The sequence below is a fragment of the Macromonas bipunctata genome (assembly GCF_002837135.1).
In the GTDB taxonomy this organism is placed as follows: Bacteria; Pseudomonadota; Gammaproteobacteria; order Burkholderiales; family Burkholderiaceae_C; genus Macromonas_A; species Macromonas_A bipunctata.
Window position 1 is genome coordinate 1 of sequence record NZ_NWBQ01000073.1, and the last position, 13,099, is coordinate 13,099.

Genomic DNA, 13,099 nt, shown 5'->3' on the forward strand with positions numbered 1-13,099 from the left:
ACCAGGGCGCGGATCTCGCCGGTCTTGAAGCCGTCCAGCGCCTGCGTGCGTGCGCTCTGGCTCTTGTTGCCGTGCAGCGCCATGGCGCTGATGTTGTTCTTGTTCAGGAACTCGGCCACGTTGTTGGCACCGAACTTGGTGCGCGTGAACACCAGCACCTGGCTCCAGTTGTGCAGGTTGATGATGTGCGCCAGCAGCGCCTTCTTCTTGCCCCGGCCCACCGGGTGGATGGTCTGCTTGATGCGCTGCACCGTGGTGTTGGGCGGCGTGACCTGGATGCTTTTCGGGCTGTTGAGCAAGCCGTTGGCCAGCTCGCGGATCTCGTCGCTGAAGGTGGCCGAGAACAGCAGGCTCTGCTTGTGCTTGGGCACCAGGCGCAGGATCTTCTTCACGTCGTGGATGAAGCCCATGTCCAGCATCCGGTCGGCCTCGTCCAGCACCAGGATCTCGACGTGCGACAGGTCGATATGGCCCTGGTCGATCAGGTCGAGCAGGCGGCCCGGGGTGGCCACCAGAATGTCCACGCCACGGCGCAGCGCGTTGATCTGCGGGTTCATGCCCACGCCGCCAAAGATCACGGCCGAGCTCAGGCTCAGGTTCTTGCCGTAGGTCTTGACCGAATCTTCCACCTGGGCCGCCAGCTCGCGCGTGGGGGCCAGCACCAGCGCACGCACCGCACGGGCCTTGCCCTTGACAGCCTCGGGGGTGCTGTCTTGCAGGCGCTGCAGCATGGGCAGCGTGAAGGCGGCGGTCTTGCCGGTGCCGGTCTGGGCGCCCGCCAGCAGGTCGTGCCCGGCCAGCACGGCCGGAATGGCTTCGGCCTGGATGGGGGTGGGGTGTTCGTAGCCTTGCTCGCGCACGGCCTCCAGAATGGCCGGGGCGAGGTTCAGTTCTTCAAAAGTCATAATTTTGGGCGGGCGCACGTCCAGTGCGCGGGGGACATCGGCCAATCCAGCGCCAGCACCGCAAACAAGGGTGCAACGGCTGGCCAGTCAGGGGGGCAGATGTGAAGCTAAGGTGTGGGCCACCGGGGCCAACGCGGTGTTGGACGGCAACCCCAGCAAAGTGCTGGCGTGGCCACCGACTGCAGATGCGCACCCGCTCATTGTCGCATAAAGGGATAATGTAGGTTCTCCGTTTTGCAGGAATCCAGATACCCCTTATGGCCCAATACGTTTTTTCCATGAACCGTGTCACCAAGACCGTGCCGCCCAAGCGGCAGATCTTGAAGGACGTCTCCATCAGCTTCTTTCCGGGCGCCAAGATCGGCGTGCTGGGCTTGAACGGCTCGGGCAAGTCCACGCTGCTCAAGATCATGGCCGGCATCGACAAGGAAATCGAGGGCGAAGCCATTGCCATGCCCGGCATCAAGATTGGCTACCTGCCGCAGGAGCCGGTGATGGACCCGGAACAGACCGTGCGCCAGGCGGTGGAAGAGGGCATTGGGGGCGCCATTGCCGCCCAGCAGCGCCTGGAAGAGGTGTACGCCGCCTACGCCGAGGAAGACGCCGACTTTGACGCCCTGGCCGCCGAACAGGCCGAGCTCGAAGCCATCATCGCCGCCAGTGGCTCCGAGAACGCCGACCTGCAGCTCGAACTGGCCGCCGACGCGCTCAACCTGCCGCCGTGGGACGCCGTCATCAAGAACCTGTCGGGCGGCGAGAAGCGCCGCGTGGCGCTGTGCCGCCTGCTGCTGAGTAAGCCCGACATGCTGCTGCTCGACGAGCCGACCAACCACCTGGACGCCGAATCCGTCAACTGGCTGGAGCAGTTCCTCAGTCGCTTCCCGGGCACCGTGGTGGCCATCACCCACGACCGCTACTTCCTGGACAACGCCGCTGAGTGGATCCTCGAACTCGACCGCGGCCACGGCATCCCGTACAAGGGCAACTACTCCGACTGGCTGGACCAGAAGGAACGCCGCCTGGAGACGGAACAGAAGTCTGAGGACGCCCGCACCAAGGCCATGAAGGAAGAGCTCAAGTGGGTGCGCTCCAACGCCAAGGGCCGCCAGGCCAAGAGCAAGGCGCGTCTGGCCCGCTTCGAGGAGTTGAGCGACGTCGAGTACCAGCAGCGCAACGTGACCAACGAGATCTTCATCCCGGTGGCCGAGCGCCTGGGCAACCAGGTCATCGAGTTCAACGGCGTGAGCAAGTCCTTCGGCGACCGTCTGTTGATCGACAACTTGAGCTTCTCGGTGCCGCCGGGCGCCATCGTCGGCATCATCGGCCCCAACGGCGCCGGCAAATCGACGCTGTTCCGCATGATCCAGGGCGTGGAAACCCCGGACAGCGGCGAGGTGGTGATCGGCCAGACCGCCAAGCTGGCCTTCGTGGACCAGAGCCGCGAGAGCCTGGACGGTGCCAAGACGGTGTGGGAAGACGTCTCGGGTGGGCTCGACAACATCGTGGTCGGCAAGTTCGTCATGCCCAGCCGCGCCTACATTGGCCGCTTCAACTTCAAGGGCAACGACCAGCAAAAGCTGGTGGGCAACCTGTCGGGCGGTGAGCGCGGCCGCCTGCACCTGGCCAAGACCCTGGCCAAGGGCGGCAACGTGCTGATGCTGGACGAACCGTCCAACGACCTCGACGTCGAAACCCTGCGCGCGCTGGAAGAGGCGCTGCTGGAATTTGCCGGCAGCGCGATGGTGATCTCGCATGACCGCTGGTTCCTCGACCGCATCTGTACCCACATCCTGGCCTACGAAGGCGACTCGCAGTGGAAGTTCTTCGACGGCAACTTCAGCGAGTACGAGGCCGACAAGAAGAAGCGCCTGGGCGAGGAAGGCTCGCGCCCGAAACGCGTGCGCTTCAAGTCGCTCAAGTGATGCGGTGGCCGTGCGTGGCGCCCTGGGCCCGCGCACGGTGTACCGTGGTGTTTGCCAGCGGTGCCGCTGCGTTCCGTGCCCCGCGTGGGTGCGGGAGCGGCGGCACCGTGTTTTTCAAGCCCTTGTTTGCTGGTGATCCATGTCCGACCTTGCCCCTGCTGCTGCCCCTTCCGATGAACAAATCCTGGCCGACACGCGCCGCTGGATCGAGGAGGCCGTGATCGGCCTCAACCTGTGCCCGTTTGCCAAGTCGGTGTACGTCAAGAACCAGGTGCGGCTGGTGGTCAGTCGCGCGCGCCACGTCGATGCCTTCCTGGACGACCTGGACCGCGAGCTGGCGCTGCTGCGCGACACCCCCGCCGAGCAGATCGACACCACCTTGCTGATTCACCCCACGCTGTTTCCGGACTTTCTGGTGTTCAACGACTTCCTCGACGTGGTGGATGAGGTGGTGCAAGAGCACGAGCTCGACGGCGTGCTGCAGGTGGCGCCGTTTCACCCCATGTTTCAGTTTGAGGGCACCGACCTGCACGACCCCGACAACCTGACCAACCGCGCGCCGTACCCCACGCTGCACCTGCTGCGCGAGGACAGCATCGACCGCGCCGTACAGTCGGGCGACAGCGCCGAGGACATCGTGGAGCGCAACCTGGACACCGTACGTCGGCTGGGGCTCGAAGGCTGGGCCAAGCTGCTGGCACCACGCTGAAGTCTGGCCCTAAAATATAAAAAAAGTGCCTGATTTGATTTTGCCCTCGCGGCAAAAAGCCGCATCAGGTGGTAGGATTGACACACTATTTACCAAGGATACCCCATGCGCCATTTGACCGACCTTCAATACCCGATGGACCCCAACGCGCTGCAAGCGGCCGACATGTCCTCCGCCAGCTACTACACCACGCTCGAAGTGGCCAAGATCCTGGGCATGGCCGTGCGCTCGGTGCAGCTGATGGTGGACCGCGGCGACCTGCAAGCCTGGAAAACCCCGGGCGGCCACCGCCGCATCACCCGCGACTCGCTGGAACGCTGGATCCAGGGCAGCCGCTCGGGCGTGACCGGCGTGGCCGCCATGCACCCCAACGCCGAAGTGCGCAGCGTGGGCCGCCGCCGCCCGGTGCTGCACATCCCGCGTATCTTGCTGATCGAGGATTCGGCCCACATGCAGAACCTGGTCAGCACGCTGGTCAAGCAGAAGTTTCCGGACGTGGATCTGCAGATCGCGCAGGACGGCATCAGCGGCTTGGTGTCGTTTGGCCACCTGCAGCCCGACCTGATCATCGTGGACATCCTGCTGCCCGGCATTGACGGTGCCAGCCTGGTGACGGGCCTGCGCCGCCACTCGCTGTTTGGCAACTGCAAGCTCATCATCCTGACCGCGCTCGACATGGAGCAGCGTGCGCCCTACAACCACGCCTTGCACGGCATGACCGTGGTACACAAGCCCAAGCTGGTCAACGAGCTGCCGCAGCTGATTGCCCAGGCGCTCAAGCCGCTGCAGGACGCGCTGCAAGCGGGCCGCGCCGCCATGGCCGCCAACAAGGCTGCGTCGGTGGCCAAGCGCGCCGCCAAAGGCAAGGGCAAGGGCGCCAAGGCAGGCCGTGCGGCCAAGGCCGCAGCAGGCAACGATGCCGCCGCCGCACCGGCCGCCGAGTAAGCCCATGAGCTACAACAGCTTGCCCGCCCATGAGCAGGCCGCCGTCGCCACCTATTTCGAGGGCGACAGCGAGCTGTACCTGGTGTTCCGAGAGGCCTCGGTGGCGCAGTTCGTGCAGGATGTGCAGCAGGGCGACGCCGCCTGCACGACCGAGGACGCATCGGGTCTGCGCCGCCTGGTGCACAGCCTCAAGACCGTGCTGCTGACGCTGGGCTACGAGGCCGATTCGCAGTTTGCGCGCCAGCTCGAGGACGTGGTGCTGGAGCACCCCTGGCCCGAGGCCGTGGCCGGCTGGCTTGAGCTGCGTCGGCGGCTGATCGAGGCCTTCCACCTGCCGGCGCGGCACTGAAGCCTCAGGCACCGCCCGGAAACAGCCACAGTAGCCCTGTGGTCATGGCGGTGTAGCGCGCCGCCTTGCCCACCGCCATGTAGGCCACGCAGGGCCAGAACGCCAGCTTGAGCCAGCCCGCCACCGCGCACAGCGGGTCGCCCACGCCGGGCAGCCAGCTCAGCAGGCAGGCCCTGGGGCCAAAGCGGCGCAGCCAGCGCAAGGCCCAGCCCTCGGCACCGTGCTGGGGGTGGCTGCGGTTCCAGGCCTGGTGCGCGCCGTAGCCCATGCCCCAGCTGATGGCCCCGCCCAGCGTGTTGCCCAGCGTGGCCACCACAATCGCGGGCCACAGCAAGTCTGGGTTGAGCTTGACCAGCCCGAACAGGGCGGGTTCCGACCCCATGGGCAACAGCGTGGCCGACACCAGTGCCACCACAAACAAGGTGCTCAGGCCCACCTCGGGCAAACTCAAGGCGTTGAGCAACGACCACAGCCACGCTTCCATGCGTGGGCAGTATACCGACCACCCCCCCGCAGGCGGCAGCGGCTAAAATCCTGCCTCCTTTTTCAGCAACCCGCCCCATTTTTGCTCGCATCCGCTGGCCCGTTCATTTTTCATGCGTTTAGGCCCCTACACCCTGCCCAATGCCTTGTTTGTGGCCCCGATGGCGGGTGTGACCGACCGGCCTTTCCGCCGCCTGTGCAAGCAGCTGGGCGCGGGGTACGCGGTGAGTGAAATGGTCACGTCGCGCCCCGATTTGCGCGACAGCCTCAAAACTTCGCGCCGCGCCAACCACACCGGCGAGCCCGGCCCGATTGCAGTGCAAATTGCGGGCACCGCCGCCGACATGATGGCCGATGCCGCCCGCTACAACATCGACCGGGGCGCGCAGATCATCGACATCAATATGGGCTGCCCGGCCAAAAAGGTGTGCAACAAGTGGGCCGGTTCCGCGTTGATGCAGGACGAGGCGTTGGCGTTGCAGATCATCGAAGCCGTGGTGGCCGCTTGCCAGCCGCACGGCGTGCCCGTGACCCTGAAAATGCGCACCGGCTGGTGCCAGGCGCACAAGAATGCCCCCGTGCTGGCGCGCGCCGCCGAAAGTGCGGGCGTGCAGATGCTGACCGTGCATGGTCGCACCCGCGAGCAAGGCTACAAAGGCCAGGCCGAGCACGACACCGTGGCCGCCATCAAGGCCAGCGTGGGCATTCCGGTGGTGGCCAATGGCGACATCAACACGCCCGAACAGGCCCGCGCCGTGCTGCAAGCCACGGGCTGTGATGCCATCATGATAGGCCGTGCCGCGCAAGGGCGGCCCTGGATTTTCCGCGAGGTGGCGCATTTTTTGGCCACTGGCCAGCACTTGCCCGCGCCCACACCGCAGGAGCTGCAACACTGGATGCTGGAACACCTGCACGACCACTACGCGCTCTACGGCGAATACACCGGCGTGCGCACCGCCCGCAAGCACTTGGGCTGGTACGCCCGCGCACTGCCGGGCGATGCCGCCACGGTGGCGGCGTTCCGCGAACGCATCAACCAGATTGAGGACTGCGCCGCCCAGTTGGATTGTGTGCGCGCGTTCTTTGCCGCTGCCCCCACCCCTGCGTTGCTATGACGACCACGCCCTCGCTGCACGAATCGGTGCGTATCCACCTCGAAACCTATCTGAAAGACTTGGGCGACACCACGCCCACCGACCTGCACGGCATGCTGTTGCGCGCGGTGGAAAAACCGCTGCTGGAAGTGGTGATGGCCCGCACCGGCCACAACCAGTCGCGCGCGGCGCAGTGGTTGGGCCTCAACCGCAACACCCTGCACAAAAAGCTGCGCCAGCACGGCCTGTTGGACTGAATTCACCCGCCGCGCCCGCCCCATGTGCCCCGTTTTCGCGTCCTTGTGACATTTTCTTGAACTTCTGGAATCTCCCCCATGAAAGCTCTTCTTTCGGTCTCCGACAAAACCGGCGTGCTCGATCTGGCACGCGAACTGCACGCGCTGGGTGTGCAACTCATTTCCACCGGCGGCACCGCCAAGCTGTTGGCCGACAACGGCCTGCCTGTGACCGAAGTGGCCGAAGTCACCGGCTTCCCTGAAATGTTGGATGGCCGCGTCAAAACCCTGCACCCGTTTGTGCATGGCGGCTTGCTGGCCCGCCGCGATGTGCCCGAACACATGGCCGCGTTGCAAGAGCATGGCATTGGCACGATCGACCTGCTGGTGGTCAACCTGTACCCGTTTGAAGCCACCGTGGCCAAGGCGGGTTGCACGCTGGCCGATGCCATTGAGAACATCGACATTGGTGGCCCGGCCATGGTGCGCTCCGCCGCCAAAAACTGGAAAGACGTGGGCGTGGTGACCGCTGCCGACCAGTACCCCGCCGTGCTGGCCGAACTCAAGGCCCACGGCAAGTTGAGCGATGCGCTGCGTTTCTCGCTGTCGGTGGCGGCGTTCAACCGCATCAGCCAGTACGACGGTGCCATCAGCAACTACCTCTCCAGCGTGCAGCTCAACGCCGGGGAATTGAGCGAAACCTACGTGCCCGAGCGCGCCCAGTTCCCGGGCCAGTTCAACGAGCAGTACGTTAAGGTGCAAGACCTGCGCTACGGCGAGAACAGCCACCAGCAAGCCGCTTGGTACCGCGATTTGGCCCCTGCTGCTGGTTCGTTGGCCACTGGCGTGCAACTGCAAGGCAAGGAACTGAGCTACAACAACATTGCCGATGCCGATGCGGCTTGGGAATGTGTCAAGAGCTTTGAAGCGCCGGCTTGCGTCATCGTCAAGCACGCCAACCCGTGCGGCGTGGCCGTGGGTGCCCACCCGTTTGAAGCCTACAGCAAGGCTTTCCAGACCGACCCGACCAGCGCATTTGGCGGCATCATTGCCTTCAACCGCCCGGTGGACAAGGCCGCTGCCGAAGCCGTGAGCAAGCAGTTTGTGGAAGTGCTGATGGCTCCTGACTTCAGCGCCGAGGCGCTGGAGGTGTTCAAGTCCAAGGTCAACGTGCGCTTGATGAAGATTGCGCTGCCCGCCGACTACGCACAAGTGCGCAACGCGCTGGAAACCAAGCGCGTGGGTTCGGGCCTGCTGGTGCAGTCCGCCGACAACCACGAGTTGCAACTGGCCGACTTGAAAGTGGTCACGATCAAGCAGCCCACCGCTGAAGAGCTGAACGACCTGCTGTTTGCCTGGAACGTGGCCAAGTACGTCAAGAGCAACGCCATTGTGTTCTGCAAGGGTGGCATGACGATGGGCGTGGGTGCGGGTCAGATGAGCCGTCTGGATTCGGCCCGCATTGCCAGCATCAAGGCCGGTCATGCCGGTTTGAGCCTGCAAGGCACAGCGGTGGCCAGCGACGCGTTCTTCCCGTTCCGCGACGGCCTGGATGTGGTGGTAGACCACGGTGCGACTTGCGTGATCCAGCCGGGCGGCTCCATGCGTGACCAAGAAGTGATTGATGCCGCGAACGAACGCGGCGTGGCCATGGTGTTCAGCGGCGTGCGCCACTTCCGCCATTGATTCAGCACTGATCGCAGCTTGCAGCGTGTAAGGCAGGGCCGGGGTGGAAGCCGCCGGCCTCATCAGTCCGCTGCGCGGCCAGCAAATCGGCCAACGGCTCCCTCCCCGGCCCTGCCGGTGGCCAATTTGACCCAGATTGAGCGGCAAGCCTCGGGGTTCAGCCCGAGGTTCGAGCGATCAGGCCGGGACGGCCTGCTTGGTGGTAAACTGCCTTCTGTTGCGACAACAGTTCCAAATTCTTCTTTTGCCATTAGGCAGTTGGAACCGAGCACAAAAATTTCCGGTAATTCGCCGTCCCGCATGGGAGTCCGAGAGGTAGGCGCTTTGCTGAATGAGTCGGCGCAAGCCGATGCGGTCGGGCATGGCCGTCCTGTAGAGGGAATCCCCGCCATTAATGGCGGGGAGGATGTCAACAGTATTCGCCTAGCTGCCAAACGCCCACACGGTGGGCAGATCGAGCGGCAGTTGGGGGGTGTGTTTGCGCCAGTCGGCCACGGTGGCGCTGTGGATGGCTTGCGTGGGCAGCGTCAGGCCACAGCAGGCGGCCAGCCGGGTCTGGGGCTTGAGCGTGGCCAGCAGGCCTTGCAGCAAGGCGGCGTTGCGGTACGGGGTTTCAATGAACAGTTGGGTTTGCCCGGTTTTGTGGGCATGGGCTTCTAGCGCCTGCAACCGCTTGCTGCGTTCGGCCGCATCTTGTGGCAGATAGCCGATAAACGCAAAGTTCTGCCCGTTCAACCCACTGGCGGCCAAGGCCAGCATCAGGGAGATGGGGCCAATCAACGGCACCACCCGCAAGCCCAAGGCATGTGCCGCGCGCACCACCGAGGCACCGGGGTCGGCAATGGCGGGCATCCCGGCTTCGCTCACCAGTCCAATGCTGTGCCCTTGCAGCGCGGCGGCCAGCAGCGGTTTGGCGTCAAAGCCGCTGGCGCTGGTGTGGTCCCCTTTTTTGTGGACTTCGCGCGGCAACTCGGTGATGTGTTGCTCTTGCAACGGTACGGCCAGCGGCGTGTGTGTGCCCACGCGCTTGAGGAAGGCGCGGGTGCTTTTGGCGTTTTCCGTGATCCAGTGCGTCAGGCCTGCGGCCACGTGCAGCGTGTGGGCGGGCAGGGCGGTGGTCAAGCCCGCATCGTTATCGGTAATGATGTGGCAACCAAAGTCCAGCGGTGTGGGCACTAAATACAGGGTGCCTTTGGGGGTGGTGGTGCTCATGGGGTGTGTGTACTTCAGGGCAGTTGCAGTCCGGCCAGGCGCAGCAGGCGGGCGGTGCGGATCAGCGGCAGGCCAATCAGCGCGGTGGGGTCGTCGTTGTCGATGTGGTCCAGCAGCGTGATGCCCAGCCCTTCGCTCTTGGCGCTGCCCGCGCAGTCGTAGGGCTGTTCGGCGCGCAGGTAGCGTTCGATTTCAGCGTCGGTCAACTCGCGGAACACCACCCGCACCACCGCCAGCTCGCACGCGGCCAGGCCGGTGGCGGCGCACACCACGGCCACGGCGGTCTGGAACAGCACGGTCTGGCCGCTCATCTGGCGCAGTTGCGCCACGGCGCGTTCGTGCGTGCCCGGTTTGCCCAGGGGCTGGCCGTGCAGGTCGGCCACCTGGTCGCTGCCGATGACGATGGCGTCGGGCCGCTGCGCCGCCACCGCTTGGGCCTTGGCCAGTGCCAGGCGTTGCGCCAGTGCGGCGGGGGCTTCGTTGGGTTGGGGGGTTTCGTCCACGTGGGGCCCCACCACGTCAAACGGCAGGCCCAAACGCTGCAACAGTTCGCGCCGGTAACGCGAGGTGGAACCCAGCACCAGCGCGCGCTGGCCCGGTGCAGATGGGGAAGAGAGGTCGTTTTGCAACAAAGTCATGGCCGTATTGTCCACGCGGTGCAGCGTGCAGGCGACAATAGCGGCTGCACACTGTTGCGCTTTGTTTTTTTCCGGTTTATGCAAGAACAATCTCCCGATCCCGTCATTGATACCATCCCGGCCCCTCAGCCGCGTCCCGCTTTGAGTTGGGAGCGCGAAACGCTGGAGCGTTTGGCCTTTGCCACGCTCAACGAGCAAAAAGCCGCGCGCCGCTGGCGCATCACGCTGCGGCTGCTGTGGCTGGCGTTCCTGACGGTGGTGCTGTGGCTGGTGTACCGCCAGGTGCCCGACGTGGTGCCCGACAGCCACCCGCACACGGCGCTGATCGAGATCCGGGGCGAGATTGCCGCCGACACCGAGGCCAACGCCAACGCCATCCTGGCCTCGCTGCGCTCCGCGTTCGAGGATCAGGGCGCGCGCGCCGTGGTGCTGCTGATCGACTCGCCCGGCGGCAGCCCGGTGCAGGCGGGCATCGTCAACGACGAGATCGTGCGCCTGAAAAAGCTGCACAACAAGCCGGTGTACGCGGTGGTGGAGGAAACCTGTGCCTCGGCGGCGTACTACATTGCCGCCGCTGCTGATGCCATCTATGTGGACAAGGCCAGCCTGGTGGGCAGCATCGGCGTGCTGATGGATGGCTTTGGCTTTACCGGCCTGCTCGACAAGGTGGGCGTGGAGCGGCGCTTGCTCACTGCGGGCGACCACAAGGGCTTTCTGGATCCTTTCAGCCCGCAAAGCCCCGAGCACCGCACCATTGCCCAGGCCATGCTGAATGAAATCCATGAGCAGTTCATCACCGTGGTCAAGCAAGGCCGGGGCGACAAGCTCAAGGTCACGTCCGAGACCTTCAGCGGCCTGGTCTGGAGCGGCCAGACCGCCGTGACCATGGGCCTGGCCGATGGCCTGGGCAGCCTGGACCACGTGGCGCGCGAGGTGGTCAAGGCCGAGGACATCATCGACTACACCCAGCGCGACAGCGTGGCCGAGCGCCTGGCCAAGCGTTTTGGCGCCGGTGTGGCCGAAAGCACGCTGCGCGTGTCGCAGCACATGGGCGCGTTGCGCTAAGGGGGAACGATGGCGGGCACGGTGCGCTGCGTGGTGGCGGGTGGTGGCATGGCGGGCCTGGGGGCCGCGCTGGCGCTGTCGCGGGCCGACCCGGCGCTGGAGCTGGTGCTGCTGGAGCAGGCGGGCGCGTTCTCGGAGGTGGGGGCGGGCATCCAGCTCGGGCCCAACGCCATGCGCGTGCTGCACAGCTGGGGCCTGGGCGTGGCGGTGGCGGGTTGCGCCGCCTTTCCGGAGCGGCTGCTGGTGCGCGACGCCCACGCGGACACCGAACTCGGCCAGCTGCGCCTGGGTGCGCGCGCGCGGCAACGCTATGGCCTGCCCTACGCCACCATCCACCGCGCCGATTTGCACCAGCTGCTGCTGCAGGCCGTGCGCCAGAGCGGGCGGGTGGACTTGCAGCTCAACCAACGCCTGCAGCACTGCCAGCCTGGCGCCGATACAGCACCGCTGCAACTGGCCACCGAAGCGGGCGAGAACTTGCACGCCGACCTGCTGCTGGGCTGCGACGGCCTGTGGAGCCAGGTGCGGCCCTGTGTGTGCGGTCCTAGTGCGCCCGTGTTCAGCGGCCACCTGGCCTACCGTGGCTTGCTGCCCATGCACAGCCTGCCGCCTTTGTTGCGCGCGCAGGCCGAGCACAGCGTCAACGTCTGGCTGGGGCCGCGCCTGCACGCGGTGCACTACCCGGTGCGCTCGGGCGAGTACCTCAACGTGGTGGTGATTGTGCACGGCGCCTGGCACGCCGAAGCCGCGCACTGGGACCACGCCGCCCACGCCGCCGACCTGCAGCGCGCCTTGGGCCGCGTGGCGCCCGACCTCAACGCCGTGCTGCACGCTGTGCCGCAGTGGCGGCTGTGGCCCTTGTATGTGCGCCCGCCCATGCGCAGCGCGGCCGAACACGCACAGGGCCGCATCGGCCTGTTGGGCGATGCTGCCCACCCCATGCCGCCCTACCTGGCCCAGGGCGCCGCCATGGCGCTGGAAGACGCCTGGGCGCTGGGCCAGTGTGCCGCCCAGCCCGGCGCGCTGCAAGACGTGCCCGCGCTGCTGCAACGCTGGGCCGCCAGCCGCTGGCAGCGCAACGCCTGGGTACAGGCCCGCGCGCGGCGCAACGGCACCATCTTCCACGCCCGGGGCCCCCTGCGCTGGGGCCGCAACTGGGCCATGGCGGCGCTGGGCGAATCGCTGCTGGACGTGCCCGCCCTGTACGCCGGCCCCACGCTGCCGTTCTAGCCGACGCTTTTTCCGATCCCACTGCGCAAGGTTTGCCCATGTCCGATGTCGCCACCGCCCCACCTGTCGCTCCACCCGTGGCACCTGCCGAGACGCAGTCCTCCCCGTCCGCTGGCGCAGCGGCCACCGCACCGCTGCAACTGCGCCGCGTTGCCATCGACACCTACCGCGAGAACGTGGCCTACCTGCACCGCGACTGCGACGCCTACCGCGCCGAGGGCTTCCAGGCCTTGTCCAAGGTCGAGGTGCGCACCGCCGGGGGCCAGCATATCCTGGCCACTCTGCACGTCACCACCGACCCGCGCATCGTGCAGTGCCACGAAGTCGGCTTGTCGCAGGACGCGTTCGACCAGCTGGGCACCGCAGCGGGCGAGGCCGTCACCATCGCGCAGGCCGAGACCCCGGCCTCCATCGTCGCCCTGCACCGCAAGATCGCCGGTGAGCGCCTGGGGCGCGACGACTTTCACGCCATCGTGCGCGACATCTCCGACCTGCGCTACTCCAAGATCGAGCTGTCGGCGTTCGTGGTGGCCAGCAGCCCAGGGCAATCGCATTTGAATTTCCCCCCCCGCTGCTGGCGTGAGGTGAAAGAATGGCTCCTTGAGTACCAACCGTCAAAAGGAGC

Annotated in this window: 13 protein-coding genes and 1 pseudogene; 10 read left to right on the forward strand and 4 right to left on the reverse strand. The window is 66.0% G+C overall.

Translation table 11 applies throughout. The features are described from left to right. Positions 1-905, reverse strand: a 905-nt coding sequence (locus CON76_RS10710) for a DEAD/DEAH box helicase (RefSeq protein WP_145995426.1), incomplete at its 3' end; no start/stop codon positions are given. 257 nt (positions 906-1,162) lie between these two features. Here CON76_RS10710 and ettA point away from each other — a divergent pair. From ettA to CON76_RS10730, 4 genes are all read left to right on the forward strand, one after another. Continuing rightward, a complete protein-coding gene (gene ettA / locus CON76_RS10715; RefSeq protein ID WP_101103348.1) occupies positions 1,163-2,827 on the forward strand; it encodes an energy-dependent translational throttle protein EttA in 1,665 nt (554 codons plus the stop codon). Positions 2,828-2,966: 139 nt separating this feature from the next. Next, entirely contained in the window at positions 2,967-3,536 is a 570-nt protein-coding gene (locus CON76_RS10720; protein WP_101103349.1) for a DUF1415 domain-containing protein, read from the forward strand. A 105-nt stretch (positions 3,537-3,641) separates the two neighbouring features. Beyond that, positions 3,642-4,481 (forward strand): response regulator, encoded by an 840-nt coding sequence (locus CON76_RS10725; RefSeq protein ID WP_338063695.1) that lies wholly within the window; start codon positions 3,642-3,644, stop codon positions 4,479-4,481. Between the two features lie 4 nt (positions 4,482-4,485). Beyond that, positions 4,486-4,830, forward strand: a complete 345-nt coding sequence (locus tag CON76_RS10730) for an Hpt domain-containing protein (RefSeq protein ID WP_169929044.1) — start codon at positions 4,486-4,488, stop codon at positions 4,828-4,830. A 4-nt stretch (positions 4,831-4,834) separates the two neighbouring features. Here CON76_RS10730 and CON76_RS10735 read toward each other — a convergent pair whose 3' ends face one another. Beyond that, a complete protein-coding gene (locus CON76_RS10735) occupies positions 4,835-5,314 on the reverse strand; it encodes a YqaA family protein (RefSeq protein WP_101103351.1) in 480 nt (159 codons plus the stop codon). Positions 5,315-5,426: 112 nt separating this feature from the next. Between CON76_RS10735 and dusB the strand changes: the two genes are divergently transcribed. The 3 genes from dusB to purH all read left to right on the forward strand — a co-directional run bounded on the left by dusB (position 5,427) and on the right by purH (position 8,329). Further along, entirely contained in the window at positions 5,427-6,428 is a 1,002-nt protein-coding gene (dusB, locus tag CON76_RS10740) for a tRNA dihydrouridine synthase DusB (protein ID WP_101103352.1), read from the forward strand. Beyond that, positions 6,425-6,664 (forward strand): helix-turn-helix domain-containing protein, encoded by a 240-nt coding sequence (locus CON76_RS10745; protein ID WP_101103353.1) that lies wholly within the window; start codon positions 6,425-6,427, stop codon positions 6,662-6,664. The genes dusB and CON76_RS10745 overlap by 4 nt, the downstream gene beginning before the upstream one ends. 78 nt (positions 6,665-6,742) lie before the next feature. Beyond that, the gene (gene purH / locus CON76_RS10750; protein ID WP_101103354.1) at positions 6,743-8,329 is read left to right on the forward strand and encodes a bifunctional phosphoribosylaminoimidazolecarboxamide formyltransferase/IMP cyclohydrolase; all 1,587 of its coding nucleotides are present in this window, start codon (positions 6,743-6,745) and stop codon (positions 8,327-8,329) included. A 423-nt stretch (positions 8,330-8,752) separates the two neighbouring features. Here purH and CON76_RS10755 read toward each other — a convergent pair whose 3' ends face one another. Together CON76_RS10755 and CON76_RS10760 are read right to left on the reverse strand one after the other, a co-directional pair. After that, positions 8,753-9,541, reverse strand: coding sequence for an SAM-dependent methyltransferase (locus tag CON76_RS10755; RefSeq protein WP_101103355.1), 789 nt, complete (start codon positions 9,539-9,541; stop codon positions 8,753-8,755). Positions 9,542-9,555: 14 nt separating this feature from the next. Further along, positions 9,556-10,179: a Maf family nucleotide pyrophosphatase gene (locus CON76_RS10760; RefSeq protein ID WP_101103359.1), complete on the reverse strand. Its 624-nt coding sequence runs from the start codon at positions 10,177-10,179 to the stop codon at positions 9,556-9,558. A gap of 78 nt (positions 10,180-10,257) precedes the next feature. On the opposite strand from CON76_RS10760, the gene CON76_RS10765 reads away from it, so the two are divergent. From CON76_RS10765 to CON76_RS10775, 3 genes and pseudogenes are all read left to right on the forward strand, one after another. Continuing rightward, a complete protein-coding gene (locus CON76_RS10765; RefSeq protein ID WP_101103356.1) occupies positions 10,258-11,244 on the forward strand; it encodes a S49 family peptidase in 987 nt (328 codons plus the stop codon). A 9-nt stretch (positions 11,245-11,253) separates the two neighbouring features. Beyond that, complete coding sequence (locus CON76_RS10770; protein WP_101103357.1) at positions 11,254-12,474, forward strand: FAD-dependent monooxygenase; 1,221 nt, start codon at positions 11,254-11,256, stop codon at positions 12,472-12,474. Between the two features lie 38 nt (positions 12,475-12,512). Further along, positions 12,513-13,099: pseudogene (locus CON76_RS10775) on the forward strand (hypothetical protein); the annotation flags it as partial.

Bases quoted from the DNA above. Each gene is read 5' to 3' on its own strand.
- ettA (WP_101103348.1), top strand. From the start codon at position 1,163: ATGGCCCAATACGTTTTTTCCATGAACCGTGTCACCAAGACCGTGCCG.
- CON76_RS10720 (WP_101103349.1), top strand. From the start codon at position 2,967: ATGTCCGACCTTGCCCCTGCTGCTGCCCCTTCCGATGAACAAATCCTG.
- CON76_RS10725 (WP_338063695.1), top strand. From the start codon at position 3,642: ATGCGCCATTTGACCGACCTTCAATACCCGATGGACCCCAACGCGCTG.
- CON76_RS10730 (WP_169929044.1), top strand. From the start codon at position 4,486: ATGAGCTACAACAGCTTGCCCGCCCATGAGCAGGCCGCCGTCGCCACC.
- CON76_RS10735 (WP_101103351.1), bottom strand. From the start codon at position 5,314: ATGGAAGCGTGGCTGTGGTCGTTGCTCAACGCCTTGAGTTTGCCCGAG.
- dusB (WP_101103352.1), top strand. From the start codon at position 5,427: ATGCGTTTAGGCCCCTACACCCTGCCCAATGCCTTGTTTGTGGCCCCG.
- CON76_RS10745 (WP_101103353.1), top strand. From the start codon at position 6,425: ATGACGACCACGCCCTCGCTGCACGAATCGGTGCGTATCCACCTCGAA.
- purH (WP_101103354.1), top strand. From the start codon at position 6,743: ATGAAAGCTCTTCTTTCGGTCTCCGACAAAACCGGCGTGCTCGATCTG.
- CON76_RS10755 (WP_101103355.1), bottom strand. From the start codon at position 9,541: ATGAGCACCACCACCCCCAAAGGCACCCTGTATTTAGTGCCCACACCG.
- CON76_RS10760 (WP_101103359.1), bottom strand. From the start codon at position 10,179: ATGACTTTGTTGCAAAACGACCTCTCTTCCCCATCTGCACCGGGCCAG.
- CON76_RS10765 (WP_101103356.1), top strand. From the start codon at position 10,258: ATGCAAGAACAATCTCCCGATCCCGTCATTGATACCATCCCGGCCCCT.
- CON76_RS10770 (WP_101103357.1), top strand. From the start codon at position 11,254: ATGGCGGGCACGGTGCGCTGCGTGGTGGCGGGTGGTGGCATGGCGGGC.